Genomic DNA, 20478 nt, shown 5'->3' with positions numbered 1-20478 from the left:
TTTGGTGTGAAAATAATTTGCCGCTATAGTAAGGATTCTTTTACAGAAAGCCTGCGGCTTTTATTTTTACAGCCTTTACCGACGGTGCCCTATGCCTCACGACACTAATCGCCGGCTGAACCGGCAAGACTACAAAACGCTGACGTTGGCCGCGTTGGGCGGCGCGTTGGAGTTTTACGACTTCATTATCTTCGTATTCTTCGCCGCCGTGGTCGGCGACCTGTTCTTCCCGGCGGACATGCCGGAATGGCTGCGGCTGGTGCAAACCTTCGGCATTTTCGCCGCCGGCTATCTGGCCCGCCCGCTGGGCGGCATCGTGATGGCGCACTTCGGCGATCTGGTCGGCCGCAAAAAGATGTTTACCCTGAGCATTCTGCTGATGGCGTTGCCGACGCTGGCGATGGGCCTGCTGCCGACCTACGCCAGCATCGGCATCGCCGCGCCGCTGTTGCTGCTGCTGATGCGCGTGCTGCAGGGGGCGGCGATCGGCGGTGAGGTGCCGGGCGCCTGGGTCTTCGTCGCCGAACACGTGCCGCGCCGGCGCATCGGTTTCGCCTGCGGCACGCTGACCGCCGGGCTGACGGTGGGCATCCTGCTGGGATCGGTGGTGGCGACGGTGATCAACACCACGCTTAGCCCGCAGAGCATTGCCGGCGGCGGCTGGCGCATTCCATTCCTGCTGGGCGGCATGTTCGGCCTGGTGGCGATGTACCTGCGCCGCTGGCTGCAGGAAACGCCGATCTTCATCGAGATGCAGGCGCGCAAAGCGCTGGCCGAGGAGCTGCCGCTGAAATCGGTGGTGCTCAACCACAAACGGGAAGTGGCGGTGTCGATGCTGCTGACCTGGCTGCTCTCCGCCGGTATCGTGGTGGTGATCCTGATGACCCCGACCTATCTGCAAAAACAGTTCGGCATTGCGCCGGCCCTGACGCTGCAGGCCAACAGCATCGCCACCATCATGCTGATCGCCGGCTGCATCGTCGCCGGTTTGTCGGCCGATCGCTTCGGCGCCAGCAAAACGCTGGTGGTCGGCAGTTTGCTGCTGGCCGGCTGCAGCTGGCTGTTCTATCAGACGGTGGGCGTGCGCCCGGAAATGCTGTTCGCCTGCTATGCGCTGGTGGGTTTCAGCGTAGGCGTGGTGGGGGCCGTGCCGTACGTGATGGTGCGGGCTTTCCCGGCGGAAGTGCGGTTTACCGGCATCTCGTTCTCATATAACGTCTCGTACGCTATTTTTGGCGGTTTAACCCCTATTTTTGTGACGCTGATCATGAAATTAACCCCGTTAGCGCCCGCTTACTATGTGCTGGCGCTGTCGCTTATCGGGCTGCTGCTCGGTGTCTACCTGCATCGCGACCTGAACAGCGAAGCCGGCGAGCGGCGAGCCGGTTCTTACAGCTAAAAAAAAGCCCTGCATTGCAGGGCTTTTTCGTCAGGGGCGGGCGATTACGCCGTGACCGGCGATGCCGCGACGCGGGCCGAGGCCGGTTCGCCAATCGGCAGCACGGTGCGGCCGTATTGCTCGTTGAGCACTTCGGCCATCGCCAGGTAGATGGCGCTGGCGCCGCAGATGATGCCCTCATAACCGGCGAAGGTCAGCAGCGCGTGGTTGCCGGTGATGTTGCCGACGGCCAGCAGGGCGAACAGCAGCGTCAGGCTGGCGAACACGAACTGCAGCACGCGGTTGGCGCCCAGGGTGCCGAAGAACATGAACAGGGTGAAGACGCCCCACAGCGCCAGGTAGATGCCCAACACGTGCGCCTCGGTGGCTTCCGCCAGGCCCAAACGCGGCAGCAGCAGCAGGCCGACCAGGCTCAGCCAGAAGCTGCCGTAGGCGGTGAATGCGGTCATGCCGAAGGTGTTGCCCTTCTTGTACTCCAGCAGACCGGCCAGGATCTGGGCCAGGCCACCGAAGAAAATCCCCATGCTGATGATGGCGGAGTTCAGTGGGAAAAAGCCCGCGTTGTGCAGGTTCAGCAAGACGGTGGTCATCCCGAAGCCCATCAGGCCGAGAGGGCCGGGATTCGCCAACTTGTTGGTGTGCATAAGTCCTCTGCGATAACAGAAAATTAACGGAAACAGCGAAGTAAAATCATAAATGGTCTGAATGGCCAAAAAATCGAAGTTTTCCATCAGAGCGCGCGCATCATAATGATCCCCGCAGCCGGAAACAATGATCTGAATGACGATAAAAAAAGAAATTTTTTTTGCCTTGCCCCTTGATGCCGAGCTGGATGGCCCCATCTTATTTGCAACCGCAGCTGCTAACCGCGGGTCGCACTGAGATATCGGGCAGTTGAAAAGCAAAAAATCGCCCGCATATAGGTTAGCAACCTGACTGACTTATGAATTTTTTAGTGGAGACGTTTAGATGGGCAAAATTATTGGTATCGACCTGGGTACTACCAACTCTTGCGTAGCAATTATGGATGGTGCCAAGGCACGCGTGCTGGAAAACGCCGAGGGCGACCGCACCACTCCTTCTATTATCGCATATACCCAGGACGGTGAAACTCTGGTTGGCCAGCCGGCTAAGCGTCAGGCAGTGACCAACCCTGAAAACACCCTGTTCGCCATCAAGCGCCTGATCGGCCGCCGCTTCCAGGATGAAGAAGCGCAGCGCGACAAAGCGATCATGCCTTACAAAATCATCGAAGCCGACAACGGCGACGCCTGGCTGGAAGTGAAAGGCCAGAAAATGGCTCCGCCGCAGATCTCTGCGGAAGTGCTGAAGAAAATGAAGAAAACGGCGGAAGATTACCTGGGCGAACCGGTAACTGAAGCGGTTATCACCGTACCGGCTTACTTCAACGACGCCCAGCGTCAGGCGACTAAAGACGCCGGCCGCATCGCGGGTCTGGAAGTCAAGCGCATCATCAACGAACCGACCGCGGCGGCCCTGGCCTACGGCCTAGACAAAGAAGTCGGCAACCGCACCATCGCGGTTTATGACCTGGGCGGCGGTACTTTCGATATCTCCATCATCGAAATCGACGACGTTGACGGCGAAAAAACCTTCGAAGTGCTGGCGACCAACGGTGACACCCACCTGGGCGGCGAAGACTTCGACAGCCGTCTGATCAACTACCTGGTGGAAGAGTTCAAGAAAGATCAGGGCATCGATCTGCGCAACGATCCGCTGGCGATGCAGCGTCTGAAAGAAGCCGCCGAGAAAGCGAAGATCGAACTGTCTTCCGCTCAGCAGACCGACGTTAACCTGCCGTACATCACGGCAGATGCGACCGGTCCAAAACACATGAACATCAAAGTGACTCGCGCCAAACTCGAGTCGCTGGTTGAAGATTTGGTGGCGCGCTCCATCGAGCCGTTGAAAGTGGCGCTGAAAGACGCAGGCCTGTCGGTTTCCGACATCCAGGACGTGATCCTGGTGGGCGGCCAGACCCGTATGCCAATGGTGCAGAAGAAAGTCGCAGACTTCTTCGGTAAAGAGCCGCGTAAAGACGTGAACCCGGACGAAGCGGTTGCCGTGGGCGCTGCGGTACAGGGCGGCGTGTTGGCCGGTGATGTGAAAGACGTTCTGCTGCTGGACGTTACCCCGCTGTCGCTGGGTATCGAAACCATGGGCAGCGTGATGACGCCGCTGATCACCAAAAACACCACGATCCCGACCAAGCACAGCCAGGTGTTCTCTACTGCGGAAGACAACCAGTCTGCGGTCACCATCCACGTGCTGCAGGGTGAGCGTAAGCGCGCCAGCGATAACAAATCTCTGGGCCAGTTCAACCTGGACGGCATCCAGGCGGCACCGCGCGGCATGGCGCAGATCGAAGTCACCTTCGACATCGATGCCGACGGCATTCTGCACGTGTCTGCCAAAGACAAGAACACCGGTCGTGAGCAGAAGATCACCATCAAGGCGTCTTCTGGCCTGAACGAGGACGAAATCCAGAAAATGGTGCGCGACGCCGAGCTGAACGCTGAAGCTGACCGCAAGTTCGAAGAGCTGGTACAGACTCGCAACCAGGCGGATCACCTGATCCACGGCACGCGCAAACAGCTGGAAGAAGCGGGCGACAAACTGCCGGCGGAAGACAAAACGGCGATCGAAGCGGCGCTGAAAGATCTGGAAGCGGCGGTGAAAGGCGAAGATAAAGCCGAGATCGAAGCGAAGACCCAGGCGTTGGTGCAGGTTTCCGGCAAGCTGCTGGAAATGGCTCAGGCGCAGCAGGCTCAGCAGGGTGCTGACGCCGGCGCGGACAACGCGGCGCAGAAAGAAGACGACGTGGTTGACGCCGAGTTCGAAGAAGTTAAAGACAAAAAATAATCGCCCTTAAGCGGGCACGGGGCGGCCGAGATGCCGCTCCCGGAAACCAGCACGGGCGTCGAGGCAACTCTGCGCCCGTGCACGCATGTTAAGGGTAAGCGAAAGAATGGCGAAGAAAGACTATTACGAGATTCTCGGCGTCAGCAAGACGGCGGATGAACGTGAGATCAAAAAGGCGTACAAACGCCTGGCGATGAAATACCATCCTGACCGCAACCAGGAACAAGACGCCGAAACCAAGTTTAAAGAAGTTAAAGAAGCTTACGAAGTCCTGACCGACGACCAGAAACGCGCGGCTTACGATCAGTACGGGCACGCGGCCTTTGAACAGGGCGGCATGGGCGGCGGCGGCTTTGGCGGCGGCGCCGACTTCAGCGATATCTTTGGCGACGTGTTTGGCGACATCTTTGGCGGAGGCCGCCGTCAGCGCGCCAGCCGCGGTTCCGATCTGCGCTATAACATGGAGCTGACCCTCGAGGAAGCGGTACGTGGCGTCACCAAAGAGATCCGCATCCCGACGCTGGAAGAGTGCGACGTCTGCCACGGCAGCGGCGCCAAGCCGGGCAGTTCGCCGGTCACCTGCCCAACCTGTCATGGTCAGGGCCAGGTGCAGATGCGTCAGGGCTTCTTCACCGTGCAGCAGGCGTGTCCGCATTGCCATGGCCGCGGTCAGATCATCAAAGATCCGTGCAACAAATGCCATGGCCACGGCCGGGTAGAAAAATCCAAAACGCTGTCGGTGAAAATTCCGGCCGGCGTGGATACCGGCGATCGCATCCGCCTGGCGGGTGAAGGCGAAGCCGGCGAGCACGGCGCACCGGCGGGCGATCTGTACGTTCAGGTGCAGGTGAAGGCGCACCCGATCTTCGAGCGTGAAGGCAACAACCTGTACTGCGAAGTGCCGATCAACTTTGCCATGGCGGCGCTGGGCGGCGAGATTGAAGTGCCGACGCTGGATGGCCGGGTGAAACTGAAGGTGCCTTCGGAGACCCAAACCGGCAAGCTGTTCCGCATGCGCGGCAAGGGTGTGAAATCGGTGCGCGGCGGCAGCCAGGGCGACCTGCTGTGTCGCGTGGTGGTGGAAACCCCGGTCAATCTGAACGACAAGCAGAAGCAGCTGTTGCGTGAGCTGGAAGAGAGCCTTGGCGGCCCGTCCGGCGACAAGAACAGCCCGCGTTCGAAGAGCTTCTTCGACGGGGTGAAAAAGTTCTTTGACGATCTGACTCGCTAACCTTCTGTTTCTGTTAGCTTATGCGCGAACCCCGGGCTTCTGTCCCGGGGTTTTTATTTGCGCGCCAAACCGCTAATCCCTTATATAAATGTGACTTATTCGTGCTTTTTATCGGTTTTTTCGAGCTGTTTAGCATTTATAAACTTATTTTTTCGAACTAAAACGCCCTCTATACTCACTTCATGACTGTGCTTCGCAGGGCGCTACGCCTTGCTCAGATTTGGAGAGACGTATTGTGACCAACATCATTCGTCAATTTTTACGTCAGGAAGCCGCGGGCGGCATCATCCTGATCGCGGCGGCGATCGTCGCTTTGATCATGGCCAACAGCCCGGCGCAGGGGATCTACCAGGCATTCCTTAACCTGCCGGTGATGGTGAAGGTAGCTTCGCTGGAGATCGCCAAGCCGCTGCTGCTGTGGATCAACGACGGGCTGATGGCCATCTTCTTCCTGGTGGTGGGGCTCGAGGTCAAGCGCGAGCTGATGCAAGGCTCACTGTCCGGGCGTGACAAGGCGGTGTTTCCGGCGATCGCCGCACTGGGCGGCATGCTGGCGCCGGCGCTGATTTACCTGTTGTTCAACGGCGCGGATGAAGTTACCCGCCAGGGTTGGGCGATCCCGGCCGCGACCGATATCGCCTTCGCGCTGGGCGTGATGGCGTTGCTGGGCAACCGCGTGCCGACCAGCCTGAAAGTGTTCCTGTTGGCGCTGGCGATCATCGACGACCTGGGCGTGATCATCATCATCGCGCTGTTCTACACCCACGAAGTGTCGATGATCGCGCTGGGGGTGGCGGCCGCGGCGACGGTGCTGCTGGCGGTGATGAACTGGCGCGGCGTGGGCAAAACTTCGCTGTATATGATGGTCGGCCTGGTGTTGTGGGTGGCGATCCTCAAGTCCGGGGTGCACGCGACGCTGGCCGGGGTGATCGTCGGCTTTATGATCCCGCTGAACGTGAAGAAGGGGCCATCGCCGTCGGAGACGTTGGAGCATGAGCTGCACCCGTGGGTGGCGTTCATGATCCTGCCGCTGTTCGCTTTCGCCAACGCCGGGGTCTCTCTGCAGGGCGTATCGCTGGAGGGAATGACCTCGCTGCTGCCGGTTGGGATTGCGGCCGGTCTGTTTATCGGCAAGCCGCTGGGGATTTTCCTCTTCAGCCTGCTGGCGGTGAAAATGGGCATCGCCCGCTTGCCTGAGGGGATCGGCTTCAAACAGGTGTTTGCCGTTTCGGTGCTCTGTGGTATTGGTTTCACCATGTCGATTTTCATCGCCTCGCTGGCGTTCGGCGAGGCCGATGCGGCGCTCAGCACCTATTCCCGTCTGGGGATCCTGTTGGGCTCCACCGCCGCGGCGGTGGCGGGGTACGGATTACTGCGTCTGGCGTTGCCGCGCGTGCGTTAATCCTGTCGGTGCCCGGCAGGGGCGCACAATAAAATGGCTGGTCGGAGCTGTGCGGTATAAAATATGTGCAGCTTCGGCCGTTCTTCGTTGGGACTAATGGGGCTATACGTTGTCTGAAGCAGGGAAAGGAAGTTTGTCGCTCGTCACGGCACACCGTTTGCCGCTGCGAAACGTTGTTAAGGAGAGCCGCTCGTGAGGATGTCGCATATCAACTTTAATCACCTTTACTATTTCTGGCAGGTCTGCAAGGCCGGTTCCGTGGTCGGCGCCGCTGAAGCGTTGTTTCTGACGCCGCAGACCATCACCGGCCAGATCAAGGCGCTGGAAGAGCGGTTGGACGGCAAGCTGTTCAAACGCCAGGGGCGCGGGTTGGTGCCTTCGGAGCTGGGGCAGCTGGTGTTCCGCTATGCCGACAAGATGTTCATGCTCAGCCAGGAAATGCTGGATATCGTCAACTACCGCAAAGAGTCCAACCTGCTGTTCGACGTCGGCGTGGCGGATGCGCTGTCGAAGCGGCTGGTCAGCCAGGTATTGGAAACGGCGGTGGTGGTGGACAACGAGCAGATCCACCTGCGTTGTTTTGAATCGACGCACGAGATGCTGCTGGAGCAGCTCAGCCAGCACAAGCTGGATATGATCCTGTCGGATTGCCCGGTGGACTCCAGCCAGCAGGAAGGGCTGTTCTCGCTGAAGCTGGGCGAGTGCGGCATCAGCTTCTTCTGCCGCCAGCCGGCGCCGGAGTTGCCGTTCCCGGCCTGCCTGGAGCAGCGTAAGTTGCTGATCCCCGGCCGCCGCTCGATGCTGGGGCGCAAGCTGCTTAACTGGTTCAATACGCAGGGCATTCAGGTGGAGATCCTGGGCGAGTTCGACGATGCGGCGCTGATGAAGGCCTTCGGCATGTACCACAACGCGATTTTCGTGGCGCCGACGCTGTATGCGCAGGATACCTACAACGATGACAACGTGGTGGAGATTGGGCGCATCGACAGCGTGCAGGAGGAGTATTACATCATCTTTGCCGAGCGCATGATCCAGCATCCGGCGGTGCAACGCGTGTGCAACAAAGACTTCTCGGCGCTGTTTTCCTGTTAGCGGTTCACTGAACGCAGGGCGTAAAAAAACCGGCCTGAGCCGGTTTTTTTATCAAGCAGATAACGAAATGCTTATTGCATTGCGTTGATGCGTGCAGTCAGGTTTGACTTATGACGCGCTGCTTTGTTTTTGTGGATCAGGCCTTTAGCTGCCTGACGGTCCACCAGTGGCTGCATTACCAGGAATGCATTTTGTGCTGCTTCTTTGTCGCCAGCTGCGATAGCTGCGTCTACCTTCTTGATGAAGGTACGCACCATTGAGCGACGGCTTGCGTTATGCTTGCGGCGTTTCTCAGACTGTACGGCGCGTTTCTTAGCTGATTTGATATTAGCCAAGGTCCAACTCCCAAATATATTCTATTGAGGACAATTCAAAGGCCGAGGAATATGCCCTTTTAGCCTTCGTTTGTCAATGGATTTGTGCAAATAAGCGCCGTTTGTACAGGCGGCACTCGCTACGTTGTGATGGCGCAGGATTTTACCAGCTTCGCTCTTGGGAATACAGTGTTTCGCGAGAAAATTCGCCAATGATTTGCCGCGGCGGGCGCAAGCCGTTGGCCGCGGTCGAGAATCGGCCCGGCGGCGCGGGATAAACTGCGGTGAAGCCGTTTCACGCGCAGATTATCTCCGGTATGGTATGTCTATTACATAAAGGCACCAATCGCGGGTTAACCTTACCGGCTGTACAAGGTATAATCCGCCGATTTCCACTGTTTTGAGCCAGCTATGGAGCTAATTCGCGGCATTCACAATATCCGGGCGCGCCACCATGGTTGCGTGCTCACCATCGGCAACTTTGACGGCGTACACCGCGGTCATCAGGCGCTGCTGGAGCAGTTGAAGCAACAAGGGCAACGCCTCGGGCTGCCGGTGATGGTCATGATCTTTGAGCCGCAGCCGCTGGAGATGTTCGCCGCAGACAAGGCGCCGGCCCGTTTGACGCGCCTGCGCGATAAGGCCAACTATCTGGCGCAGGCGGGCGTTGATTACCTGCTGTGCGTCAAGTTCGATCCGCGTTTTGCCGCCAACACCGCGCAGGCGTTCGTCGCCGAGCTGCTGGTGGAGAAGCTCGGCGTCAAATTCCTGATGGTGGGGGATGATTTTCGCTTTGGCGCCGGGCGTCAGGGCGATTTTCCGCTATTACAGCAGGCCGGAAAAGAGTACGGCTTCGACGTGGTCAGCACCCCGACCTTCCGCGAAGGCGACCGGCGCATCAGCAGTACGGCGATCCGCACTGCGCTGAGCGAGGACGATCTGCCGCTGGCGGAGACCCTGTTGGGCCACCCGTACAGCATCTCCGGGCGCGTGGTGCACGGCGATGAGCTGGGCCGCACCATCGGCTTCCCGACCGCCAACCTGCCGCTCAAGCGCCTGGTGGCGCCGGTGAAAGGGGTGTATGCGGTGGAGGTGTACGGCCTGGGGCCGCAGCCGCTGCCGGGCGTGGCCAACATCGGCACGCGCCCGACCGTCGCCGGCGTGCGCCAGCAGCTGGAAGTGCATCTGCTGGATGTCACAATGGATCTTTACGGGCGCCATATTGAGGTGGTGCTCCGCGCAAAATTGCGCAACGAACAACGGTTTGCTTCGCTCGATGCCCTGAAGCAGCAAATCGCCAATGATGTGGTGACGGCCCGGAAGTTCTTCGGGTTAAAAACACTGGTTTAATCGTTTACCCTAAACAATTCGAGTTGCACCGCGGCGGCAACCGCGCGAACCCCGATGAGCTTGCACAGGCAAGTGATTCGGGTGAGAAAGGGCGGCCGACAAAGATGCAGCTTGAAGTGTGACGGGTAAATAGCCGAAAACGGAAACGAGAATCTCATGAGTGACTACAAGAATACCCTGAACTTGCCGGAAACAGGGTTCCCGATGCGCGGCGATCTCGCCAAGCGCGAGCCTGGCATGCTGCAACGTTGGTATGAACAGGATCTGTACGGGATTATTCGTACTGCCAAAAAGGGCAAAAAAACCTTCATTTTGCATGACGGCCCTCCGTATGCGAACGGCAGCATTCACATTGGTCACTCGGTTAACAAGATTCTCAAAGACATTATCATCAAGTCGAAAGGGATGGCCGGCTTCGACTCGCCTTATGTGCCGGGTTGGGATTGCCACGGCCTGCCTATCGAACTGAAGGTTGAGCAGCTGTACGGCAAACCGGGCGAGAAGCTGACGGCGGCCGAGTTCCGCCAGAAGTGCCGCGAGTACGCGGCCGAGCAGGTTGAAGGCCAGAAGAAGGACTTCATCCGCCTGGGCGTGCTGGGCGACTGGGATCGTCCATACCTGACCATGGACTTCAAAACCGAAGCCAACATCATCCGCGCGCTGGGCAAGATCATCAGCAACGGCCACCTGCTGAAAGGCGCCAAGCCGGTTCACTGGTGCACCGACTGCGGCTCGTCGCTGGCGGAAGCGGAAGTGGAGTATTACGACAAGACTTCGCCGTCGATCGACGTGTCCTTCCATGCGGCCGACGCGGCTGCCGTGGCGGCCAAGTTCGGCGTGAGCCACTTCAACGGCGCCATCTCGCTGGTTATCTGGACCACCACGCCGTGGACCTTGCCGGCCAACCGCGCGATCTCGCTGCACCCGGACTTCACCTATCAACTGGTGCAGGTTGACGGCCGGTGCCTGATCCTGGCGGCCGAACTGGTGGAAAGCGTGATGAAACGCGCCGGCATCACCGAGTGGACGGTGCTGGGCAGCTGCAAAGGCGCCGATCTGGAGCTGCTGCGCTTCAAACACCCGTTCATGGACTTCGACGTGCCGGCAATCCTCGGCGAGCATGTGACCCTGGACGCCGGTACCGGTGCGGTGCACACAGCGCCGGGTCACGGCCCGGACGACTTCGTGATCGGCCAGAAATACGGCCTGGAAGTGGCCAACCCGGTAGGGCCGAACGGCTGCTACCTGACCGGCACCTACCCGCTGCTGGACGGCAAGTTCGTCTTCAAGGCCAACGATCTGATCGTCGATCTGCTGCGCGAGAAAGGCGCGCTGCTGCACGTCGAGAAGTTCCTGCACAGCTATCCGTGCTGCTGGCGCCACAAGACGCCAATCATCTTCCGCGCCACGCCGCAATGGTTCATCAGCATGGATCAGAAAGGCCTGCGTCAGCAGTCTCTGGAAGAGATCAAGGGCGTGCAGTGGATCCCGGATTGGGGCCAGGCGCGCATCGAGATGATGGTGGCCAACCGCCCGGACTGGTGCATCTCGCGTCAGCGTACCTGGGGCGTGCCGATGTCGCTGTTCGTGCACAAAGAGACCGAGCAGCTGCACCCGCGCACCGTTGAGCTGATGGAAGAAGTGGCCAAGCGCGTCGAGCAAGACGGCATTCAGGCCTGGTGGGATCTGGACGCGGCCGACATCCTCGGCGCGGAAGCCGCCGACTACGTGAAAGTGCCGGATACGCTGGACGTGTGGTTCGATTCCGGTTCTACCCACGCCTCCGTTGTCGACGTGCGTCCTGAATTCAACGGCCACGGCGCCGACATGTATCTGGAAGGCTCCGACCAACACCGCGGCTGGTTCATGTCATCGCTGATGATTTCCACCGCGATGAAGGGCAAGGCGCCATACAAGGAAGTGCTGACCCACGGCTTCACCGTCGACGGCCAGGGCCGCAAGATGTCCAAGTCGATCGGCAACACCGTCAGCCCGCAGGACGTAATGAACAAGCTGGGCGGCGACATTCTGCGTCTGTGGGTGGCGTCGACCGATTACACCGGCGAGATCGCGGTGTCCGACGAGATCCTCAAGCGTTCCGCCGACTCTTACCGCCGCATCCGCAACACCGCGCGCTTCCTGCTGGCCAACCTGAACGGGTTCGAGCCAAGCACCGATTGCGTGGCGCCGGAAGACATGGTGGTGCTGGATCGCTGGGCGGTCGGCCGCGCGCTGGCGGCGCAGCAGGATATCGAGCAGGCTTATGCCAACTACGATTTCCACGAAGTGGTGCAGCGCCTGATGCAGTTCTGTTCGGTCGAGATGGGCTCCTTCTACCTGGATATCATCAAGGATCGTCAGTATACCGCCAAGAGCGACAGCGTCGCCCGCCGCAGCTGCCAGACCGCGCTGTATCACATCGTCGAAGCGCTGGTGCGCTGGATGGCGCCGATCATGTCGTTCACCGCAGACGAGATCTGGGGCTTCATGCCGGGCAAACGCGCGCAGTACGTGTTCACCGAAGAGTGGTACGACGGCCTGTTCGGGCTGGCGGAAGGCGAGCCGATGAACGACGCTTTCTGGGCTGAGCTGCTGAAAGTGCGCGGCGAAGTGAACAAGGTGCTGGAGCAGGCGCGTGCGGACAAACGCCTCGGCGGTTCGCTGGAAGCGGCGGTGACGCTCTATGCCGACAGCGAGTTGGCGGCGCGTCTGAACAGCCTGCAGGATGAGCTGCGCTTTGTGCTGCTGACCTCTGCGGCAAGCGTTGCGCCATTGGCGGAGGCGCCGGCCGACGCGCAGGCCTCCGAGCTGCTGAAAGGGCTGAAGATCGCCTTCAGCACGGCGCCAGGTGAGAAGTGCCCGCGCTGCTGGCATTACACCACCGATATCGGCCTGGTAGCGGAGCATGCAGACATCTGCGGCCGCTGTGTGAGCAACGTCGCCGGTGACGGCGAGAAGCGTAACTTTGCCTGAGAACTTGCGCCTGATGAGTAAACCAATTTGTTCGACCGGCCTGCGTTGGCTGTGGGTTGTAGTGGCGGTGCTGGCGCTGGATTTCGGCAGCAAACAGTGGATCCTCGCTAACTTTACGCTGGGCCAGTCCCAGCCGTTGATCCCGTCGTTCAACCTGTTTTACGCGCGCAACTACGGCGCCGCGTTCAGCTTCCTGGCCGATCATGGCGGTTGGCAACGCTGGTTCTTCGCCGGCATCGCCATCGCCATCGTCGCGGTGCTGCTGGTGATGATGTACCGCAGCGCGGCGCAGCAGAAGCTGAACAACATCGCCTACGCCTTTATCATCGGCGGGGCGTTGGGCAACCTGTTCGATCGCCTGTGGCACGGTTTCGTGGTCGATTTCATCGACTTTTACGTCGGTGACTGGCACTACCCGACCTTCAATCTGGCGGACAGCTTTATCTGCGTGGGCGCGGCGATGATCGTGCTGGAAGGTTTCCTGTCGCCGGCGAACAAAGGCGCAAAGAGCAAAGGTGAGTAATATGACGGCTCAGGTTATCAGTGACAGCGCGGTGCTGGTTCACTTTACGCTGAAACTGGAAGACGGTTCGACCGCCGAATCCACCCGCAGCAGCGGCAAACCGGCGCTGTTCCGCCTGGGTGACGGCAGCCTGTCGGCGCCGCTGGAAGAGCAGTTGCTCGGCCTGCGCGCGGGCGACAAGCGCGCCTTTACCCTGCAGCCGGAAGCGGCGTTCGGCGCGGAGAACCCGGATCTGGTCCAGTTCTTCTCGCGCCGCGACTTCGCGGAAACCGGCGTGCCGGACGTGGGCACCATCATGCTGTTTACCGCGATTGACGGCAGCGAAATGCCGGGCGTGGTGCGCGCGGTGGCGGAAGATTCGATCACCGTCGATTTCAACCATCCGCTGGCGGGCCATCCGGTGACCTTCGACATCGAAGTGCTGGAGATCGATCCGCAGCAGGAGGAGACGCATGCAAATATTGCTGGCTAACCCGCGCGGCTTCTGCGCCGGGGTTGATCGTGCGATCAGCATCGTGGAACGCGCGCTGGAGCTGTATGGCGCGCCGATCTACGTACGGCATGAAGTGGTGCACAACCGCTACGTGGTCGACAGCCTGCGTGAGCGTGGCGCCGTGTTTATCGAAGAGATCGCCGAAGTGCCGGACGGCTCTATCCTGATCTTCTCGGCGCACGGCGTGTCTCAAGCCGTGCGCGCCGAAGCCAAGGCGCGCGATCTGACCATGCTGTTCGACGCCACCTGTCCGCTGGTGACCAAGGTGCATATGGAAGTGGCGCGCGCCAGCCGCCGCGGCACCGAAGCGATTCTGATCGGCCATGCCGGGCACCCGGAGGTGGAAGGCACCATGGGCCAGTACAGCAACCCGCAGGGCGGCATGTACCTGGTCGAATCGCCGGAAGACGTGTGGAAGCTGCAGGTGAAAGACGAAAACAACCTGTGCTTCATGACGCAGACCACGCTGTCGGTTGATGATACCTCGGACGTGATCGATGCGCTGCGTCAGCGCTTCCCGAGCATTATCGGTCCGCGAAAGGATGACATTTGCTACGCCACCACCAACCGTCAGGAAGCGGTGCGTAACCTGGCCGGCGATGCGGACGTGGTGCTGGTGGTGGGGTCGAAGAACTCTTCCAACTCTAACCGTCTGGCCGAACTGGCGCAGCGCGTGGGCAAACCGGCTTATTTGATCGATTCGGCGGCGGATATTCAGGAAAGTTGGCTGAGCGAAGCGCGCAACATCGGCGTCACCGCCGGCGCTTCGGCGCCGGACGTGCTGGTGCAGGAGGTGATCTCTCGCCTGAAAGCGCTGGGCGGCGTCGACGTGCATGAAATCAGCGGGCGTGAAGAGAACATCGTGTTCGAAGTGCCGAAAGAGCTGCGCGTGGACGTCCGGCAGATTGACTGAGGTGCGTGAGTGAATGACAACGGGGAGCTTAGGCTTCCCGTTTTTTTTTGGAATGCCAACGGCATTAAAAATAAAATGCTGAGCATATTCAAATTTTCTGCTAACTAAAGCCAAATTTATTCTGAGTATTTGAAATAGCGGTGGCGTCATTAATTATATAGGCTGAATGAAGTCATTAAATAGAATATCATTAGGCTGCAATCTAAATAGGGCCTGGTGTCGTCAACGTGATTACAATAATTACAATAGTGGTCTTGCAGATGTTTCTTATTTTATTCTTGTCGAATCTGTTCTAGGTCGTTTAATCCTTTCTCCTTTAAATAGAGCTTCATATGCTCCAGCAATCGCCGGACTTTTAATGGCTGGATCTCCCGTCGCGGCATAATGGCATAGCAATTAATTTCCGGTAATCGCCAGTCGGGCAATATTTCAATCAGCTCGCCGCTGCGCAACTCTCGCTCGACGTTGGCGAAGAAATTGCGAATGATGCCTTTGCCGGTCAGCGCCAGCTCCTTCATCGCCATGCCGCTGTTGGTGAACAGTCGCCCGGTCATGCGCATGCGGTGCTCGCCGCCGTCGCGATGGATCAGGCGAACAAACTGCGGATTGCCGAGCGGCGTAAAGGTGACCCAGTGATGTTGCGTCAGCGCCTGCGGCGAATCCGGCACCCCGTAGTTCGCCAGGTAGGCCGGGGAGGCGCACAGCACTTCGCGGCAGCGCGCCAGCCGCGTGGAGACGTAGCTGGAGTCAGCCAGCGCGCCGCCGCGTATCGCCAGATCGATGCGTTGCGCGATGAGGTCTATTCTCTCATCGTGGATTTCCAACCGCAGCGTGATGCGCGGGTGTTCGTCGAGGAAGCTCTGCAGCGCCGGCACCAGATAATGGGTGGCGAATTCGGTCGAGGTGGCGACGCGCAGTTCACCGACCAGCTCGCCGCGCAGCGCGGCGATCCGCTGTTGCCCGCGCTCGGCGGCGTGGATCATCAACAGACAATCTTCATAAAAGCACAATCCGGCTTCGGTCAGGCTCAATGAACGCGTCGATCGCAACAGTAATTGAATACCCAGATGTTCCTCCAGCTGGCGAATATGCTGGCTGACGGCCGATGTCGTCATGCCCAATTCTTTTGCCGCCATGCTGAATGCGCCACAATCGACCACTTTTGAGAAAATGGCCATGCGTTTTAAAATATTGCTCATAGTTTGTTAAGCACAACTTAACCTAGATTGTGAATTATACGGGCTAATAATATAGCACCATCTTTCCTATATTGCCTGAAGCATATAAACGCCGGGCTGATTATTATTTTGCATGCGCTTTATCTCTTTTTGATAAATCTTATTGCGCTTGCCAATAATACACCCGCGCCACATCGCAACAGGAGCTCATTGTGGATAGCGCACAGAAAAAAGAAGAGATAGCATTAAAAATCCTACGTGAATTATTGCAATATCGACGTCGTCTCATCGCCGACGATGCTTCTCTGGCTGAAGAGGAGCGGCAGGTCACTCAGGTGCAATTGCCGCGCATTCGGGCATTCATTGAAAACGACCAGCGCATCGAATTCGTGCTGCCGGCTTTTCCGACCAAGTCACCCAACGCCAATAAAGTGATAGGCGCGGTGCCGGACATGGCGGAGCGGCTGTCGCTGATCTTCCTCAACTCGCTGTGCCAGCGCATTCAACTCTATTACCCGCCGGGCGCGCATATCGTTATCTGTTCCGACGGCCACGTGTTCGGCGATCTGATCCGCGTCAGCGACGAAGCGATCAACCATTATCAACGTGAGATTGAAAGCCTGCTGCATGAAGTGGGCGCAACCCACCTGAGCGTGTTCAACCTCGGTGATGTCAAAGGCCTGGCGGAGCATACCGATGACTACGATCTGCTGCGCCGGCTGTTGGTGGACGGTTATGCCGAATCGGAAGAGGCGATCAAGCGCCAGCTGATGCAGGACGAGCAGGGATTAATGCTGTATCGCGCCATCACGCGCTTCTTATATGAAGACAGCCTCCTGCCGGGCTACAGCGGTTCCAACGCCGCGCTGCAAAAAGACGCCAAACGGCGCGCCTGCGGCGTTATCCAGCGCAGCTGGGCCTGGGGCAACCTGCTGGCCCAGCATTTCCCGGCGGCGATCCGCCTGTCGATTCACCCGCAGCCGGCCGACAGCCTGAAGATAGGCATCCACATGATGCCGACCAAAGACGACTGGCTGACACCGTGGCATGGCGTGGCGGCCAACGTGAACGGCCAGTTCGTGCTGATGAAGCGTAAAGACGCGCAGAGCCTGGACGGCGAGTTGGTTGAGATCCGCGGCACGCCGAGCCATTACCTGATCGAACAACCGCAGATGGCCTGAGGCCGCTGCATGCTTTTGCGCCCGAAATCCTGACGGGCGCCTTTTTGACGGCACGTTGCCGTGTGAGCAGCACATTCGATGCAAGGAGAATCACCATGAACAACCAACCACTTAATTGCCACATTCAACCGAACACCCCGTTCGGCGCGATCCTGACGCCGCAGCATCCGGGGCAAAAGGTCAGCGAGCTGCCGGTGGCGGCGCTGCGAGCGCTGGCGCAGGAGCACCACTTGCTGGTGCTGCGCGGATTCGACTCCGGTTTCAGCGAGCCGGAAGTCCTGACTCGCTATGCCGAACAGTGGGGCGAGATCATGATGTGGCCGTTCGGTGCGGTGCTGGACGTGAAGGAACATCCGGACGCCAAGGATCATATCTTCGACAGCAGCTACGTCCCGCTGCATTGGGATGGCATGTATAAGCCGACCATCCCCGAGTTCCAGTTATTCCACTGCGTGGCGGCGCCGTCGCCGGACGAAGGCGGATGTACCACCTTCGTCGACACCACGCGCTTGCTGGCCAATGCGGACGAAGCGTTGCTGGAGCAGTGGCTGTCGGTGTCTATCACCTACCGCATCAAGCAGGTGGTGCATTACGGCGGCGAAGTCTGTTCGCCGCTGGTGGTGCAGCACCCGAACGGCAGAGGATTGATCATGCGCTACAATGAACCGCCGACGGAGGGAAAAAAATTCCTCAACCAGCATGCGCTGGAATATCACGGCGTGCCGGCGCAGCAGCAGGAACAGTTCCACCGTACTCTGCAGCAGCACCTGTACGATCCGCGTCACTATTATGCCCACCAGTGGCAACAGGGTGACGTGGTGGTCGCGGACAACTTCTCGCTGCTGCACGGCCGCGAGGGCTTTACCGCCCGTTCCGCGCGTCATTTGCAGCGCGTGCATATTCAAAGCAATCCGGTGTGCGCCAATCTGGCGCTGAAGCCGGCCAACGCAGAAGCTTAAAAGGAGCATTATGGCAAGGATACTGATGGCGGCGGTCGCCACTCCGGGGCACGTCTACCCGATGTTAGCCATCGCTCGCCACCTGATCGCCCAAGGGCATCAGGTGCGGGTGATGACCGGCGCGCTGTTCCGCGAACGCGCCGAAGCGGCTGGGGCGAGCTTCGTGCCGTTCGACGCGCAGGTGGACTTCGACTATCGCCACCTGGAGGCGCATTTCCCCGAGCGCGCCGCGCTGCCGCCGGGCAATGCGCAGATGGCGCTGGCGCTGAAAGATTTCTTCGCCGCGCCGATCCCACTGTTGGATCGTCAGCTGCGTGCGGCCATCGCCGCCGAAAAGACCGATCTGCTGATGGTGGAGAACTGCTTCTACGGCGTGCTGCCGCTGCTGCAGTCCGCCGAACGGCCGCCGGTCTTCGGGATCGGCGTCACGCCGCTGTCGTATTCTTCGCGCGACGCCATTTTCTATGGCCCGCGCATCCCGCCGGCGCTGCTGCCGCGGGCGCTGACCCGCGAGCAATTGGTGGATGAAGCGACGCGGGTGTTGCTTGATGAGGTGCAGCAAAGCTTTGATACCGCGCTGGTGCAAGCGGGCGGGCGGCCGCTGAATCGCCCGTTTACCGATACGCTGATCGGCGGCTGCGAGCGTTTCCTGCAGTTGGCCACCACGGCGCTGGAATATGAGCGCGACGACCTGCCGAGCGGCGTGCGCTTCGTCGGGCCGCTGCGCAGCGGTGGTCAACCGGCCGCGGAAGAGGCGCTGTGGGAGGAGGACGATCGTCGGCCGCTGGTGATCGTGTCTCAGGGCACGCTGGCCAATGTCGATCTGCATCAGCTGATCGTGCCGACGCTGCAGGCGCTGGCGCATCTGCCGGTGCGGGTGTTGGCCACCACCGGCGGGCGGGCGACCGAAGGGCTGATGGACGCGTTGCCGGACAACGCCCGAGTGCGGGCGTTCATCTCCTTCGAACACTGGTTGCCGCAGGCGGCGCTCTTGATCACCAACGGCGGTTACGGCTCGATCAACTATGCGCTGGACAGCGGCGTGCCGCTGATTGTCGCCGGCACCGGTGAGGACAAGCTGGAGGCGGCCGCGCGCGTGGTGGCCGCCGGTTGCGGCATCAGCCTGCATACCAGCACGCCAAGCGCGGAACAAATACTGGCGGCAGCGACGCGCATTCTGCAACAGCCGATCTATCGCCGGCGCGCGGCGCTGGTGCAGGAGGACTATGCTCGCCACGATGCGCTGACGGCGATAGCCAACGAAGTGGCCGCCATTACCGCTTGACCCCGCCGCACTCCGTTCCTCAGGCGCCGTTTTCGGCGCCTTTTTTCTGCATTTTTTTGCAATGAAAACTGCATGATTATGTACAATCGTCGCAGGCCGCCAAATCGGTTGAATGTTAATCTCACGACAGCGCCGCTGATGAAAGAAGCGCAATATCATAATTTTCTAATTATGAAATGAATCCTCTGGCGGCGCCGCAGCGGGGCAGTTACCCTGAATCGATAGGTTAATGGGATACGCGTTACATCAAGAAGAGAGCAAGCATGAAAGATTCACAAATCCGCATTGCGATTGCGGGCGCCGGCGGCCGGATGGGCCGTCAATTGATCCAGGCGGTGCAGCAGGCGGAAGGCGTGGTGTTGGGGGCGGCGCTGTCGCGCCCGGGATCGAGCCTGGTCGGCGTTGATGCCGGCGAGCTGGCGGGCATCGGCGCGCTGGGCGTCAAGGTGAGTGACAGTCTGGATAAAGTGGCGAGCGAGTTCGATATTTTGATCGACTTCACCCGTCCTGAAAGCACCCTGGGCTACCTGGAATTTTGCGTGGCGCACCATAAGGCGATGGTGATTGGCACCACCGGCTTCGATGACGCCGGCAAACAGGCGATCCGCGACGCGGCGCAGCATATCGGCATCGTGTTCGCCGCCAACTTCAGCGTCGGCGTCAATCTGGTGCTGAAACTGCTGGAGAAGGCCGCGCAGGTCATGGGCGACTATACCGATATCGAAATCGTTGAGGCGCACCACCGGCACAAAGTGGATGCGCCGTCGGGCACGGCGTTGGCCATGGGCGAAGCGATCGCCGGCGCGCTGGGGCGCGATCTGAAAAGCTGCGCGGTCTATGCGCGCGAAGGCCATACCGGCGAGCGCGATCCGAAGAGCATTGGCTTCGCCACCATTCGCGCCGGCGACATCGTCGGCGAGCACACCGCGATGTTCGCCGACATCGGCGAGCGGGTGGAAATTACCCACAAGGCCTCCAGCCGCATGACTTTCGCCAGCGGCGCGGTGCGCGCGGCTTCATGGCTGCGGAGTCGGGATAAAGGTCTGTTTGATATGCGTGACGTGCTGAGTTTGGACCGGATATAACTAAACTGAATACCATCGTGATGTGGTTGTGTTGATCATAATGCTATGATAATAGGGCAATAATTTTATTGTCCTTTTTTTTAACATGATAAATATCGTTTTGATGTTGTTTCCTTGTCAAAGCTGGTATTTGTTTATGTTTATCTTGCTAATCATCTGCTTTTTTTCCACCGTCGGCTTTTTTAGCGTCTTTTTTTGTCCATTCCGACGCCTTTTT

At 59.4% G+C, this 20478-nt stretch carries 17 protein-coding genes; 14 read left to right on the top strand and 3 right to left on the bottom strand.

The window, feature by feature from the left end; translation table 11 throughout:
• The first annotated feature begins 91 nt into the window (after window positions 1–91).
• Window positions 92–1399: an MFS transporter gene (locus tag ACJ8M3_RS14815; RefSeq protein WP_033641814.1), complete on the top strand. Its 1308-nt coding sequence runs from the start codon at window positions 92–94 to the stop codon at window positions 1397–1399.
• 44 nt (window positions 1400–1443) lie between these two features.
• Here ACJ8M3_RS14815 and satP read toward each other — a convergent pair whose 3' ends face one another.
• Window positions 1444–2043: an acetate uptake transporter gene (satP, locus tag ACJ8M3_RS14810; protein WP_033644189.1), complete on the bottom strand. Its 600-nt coding sequence runs from the start codon at window positions 2041–2043 to the stop codon at window positions 1444–1446.
• Between the two features lie 325 nt (window positions 2044–2368).
• On the opposite strand from satP, the gene dnaK reads away from it, so the two are divergent.
• From dnaK to nhaR, 4 genes are all read left to right on the top strand, one after another.
• Complete coding sequence (gene dnaK, locus ACJ8M3_RS14805; RefSeq protein WP_033641815.1) at window positions 2369–4282, top strand: molecular chaperone DnaK; 1914 nt, start codon at window positions 2369–2371, stop codon at window positions 4280–4282.
• Window positions 4283–4388: 106 nt separating this feature from the next.
• Window positions 4389–5513: a molecular chaperone DnaJ gene (dnaJ, locus tag ACJ8M3_RS14800; protein WP_004932969.1), complete on the top strand. Its 1125-nt coding sequence runs from the start codon at window positions 4389–4391 to the stop codon at window positions 5511–5513.
• 235 nt (window positions 5514–5748) lie between these two features.
• Window positions 5749–6915: a Na+/H+ antiporter NhaA gene (gene nhaA, locus ACJ8M3_RS14795; protein WP_089196576.1), complete on the top strand. Its 1167-nt coding sequence runs from the start codon at window positions 5749–5751 to the stop codon at window positions 6913–6915.
• Between the two features lie 192 nt (window positions 6916–7107).
• Window positions 7108–8007: a transcriptional activator NhaR gene (nhaR, locus tag ACJ8M3_RS14790; RefSeq protein WP_004932962.1), complete on the top strand. Its 900-nt coding sequence runs from the start codon at window positions 7108–7110 to the stop codon at window positions 8005–8007.
• Window positions 8008–8078: 71 nt separating this feature from the next.
• On the opposite strand, the gene rpsT is transcribed toward nhaR, so the two are convergent.
• Window positions 8079–8342, bottom strand: coding sequence for a 30S ribosomal protein S20 (gene rpsT / locus ACJ8M3_RS14785; RefSeq protein ID WP_004932960.1), 264 nt, complete (start codon window positions 8340–8342; stop codon window positions 8079–8081).
• Window positions 8343–8732: 390 nt separating this feature from the next.
• Between rpsT and ribF the strand changes: the two genes are divergently transcribed.
• From ribF to ispH, 5 genes are all read left to right on the top strand, one after another.
• Complete coding sequence (gene ribF, locus ACJ8M3_RS14780) at window positions 8733–9671, top strand: bifunctional riboflavin kinase/FAD synthetase (protein WP_033641817.1); 939 nt, start codon at window positions 8733–8735, stop codon at window positions 9669–9671.
• A gap of 156 nt (window positions 9672–9827) precedes the next feature.
• A complete protein-coding gene (ileS, locus tag ACJ8M3_RS14775; protein ID WP_089196577.1) occupies window positions 9828–12644 on the top strand; it encodes an isoleucine--tRNA ligase in 2817 nt (938 codons plus the stop codon).
• 13 nt (window positions 12645–12657) lie between these two features.
• Entirely contained in the window at window positions 12658–13167 is a 510-nt protein-coding gene (lspA, locus tag ACJ8M3_RS14770; RefSeq protein ID WP_025301524.1) for a signal peptidase II, read from the top strand.
• Window position 13168: 1 nt separating this feature from the next.
• Window positions 13169–13639, top strand: a complete 471-nt coding sequence (fkpB, locus tag ACJ8M3_RS14765) for an FKBP-type peptidyl-prolyl cis-trans isomerase (protein WP_016929135.1) — start codon at window positions 13169–13171, stop codon at window positions 13637–13639.
• Window positions 13620–14573, top strand: a complete 954-nt coding sequence (gene ispH / locus ACJ8M3_RS14760) for a 4-hydroxy-3-methylbut-2-enyl diphosphate reductase (RefSeq protein ID WP_033641819.1) — start codon at window positions 13620–13622, stop codon at window positions 14571–14573. The genes fkpB and ispH overlap by 20 nt, the downstream gene beginning before the upstream one ends.
• Window positions 14574–14845: 272 nt before the next feature.
• Here the strand turns inward: ispH and ACJ8M3_RS14755 are convergent, their stop codons facing one another.
• Entirely contained in the window at window positions 14846–15751 is a 906-nt protein-coding gene (locus ACJ8M3_RS14755) for a LysR family transcriptional regulator (protein ID WP_223525040.1), read from the bottom strand.
• A 212-nt stretch (window positions 15752–15963) separates the two neighbouring features.
• On the opposite strand from ACJ8M3_RS14755, the gene pvcA reads away from it, so the two are divergent.
• From pvcA to dapB, 4 genes are all read left to right on the top strand, one after another.
• Complete coding sequence (pvcA, locus tag ACJ8M3_RS14750) at window positions 15964–16932, top strand: L-tyrosine isonitrile synthase (RefSeq protein ID WP_004932937.1); 969 nt, start codon at window positions 15964–15966, stop codon at window positions 16930–16932.
• Between the two features lie 95 nt (window positions 16933–17027).
• The gene (locus ACJ8M3_RS14745) at window positions 17028–17891 is read left to right on the top strand and encodes a TauD/TfdA dioxygenase family protein (protein WP_033651693.1); all 864 of its coding nucleotides are present in this window, start codon (window positions 17028–17030) and stop codon (window positions 17889–17891) included.
• 25 nt (window positions 17892–17916) lie between these two features.
• A complete protein-coding gene (locus tag ACJ8M3_RS14740) occupies window positions 17917–19176 on the top strand; it encodes a glycosyltransferase (RefSeq protein ID WP_047025186.1) in 1260 nt (419 codons plus the stop codon).
• Between the two features lie 263 nt (window positions 19177–19439).
• Window positions 19440–20261 (top strand): 4-hydroxy-tetrahydrodipicolinate reductase, encoded by an 822-nt coding sequence (gene dapB / locus ACJ8M3_RS14735; protein ID WP_042783670.1) that lies wholly within the window; start codon window positions 19440–19442, stop codon window positions 20259–20261.
• The last annotated feature ends 217 nt before the right edge of the window (window positions 20262–20478 follow it).

The sequence above is a fragment of the Serratia sp. CY55921 genome (assembly GCF_052167655.1).
GTDB lineage: Bacteria > Pseudomonadota > Gammaproteobacteria > Enterobacterales > Enterobacteriaceae > Serratia > Serratia ureilytica.
Note: the sequence above shows the minus strand (reverse complement) of the source record. Positions and strands in the feature narration are given on the sequence as shown.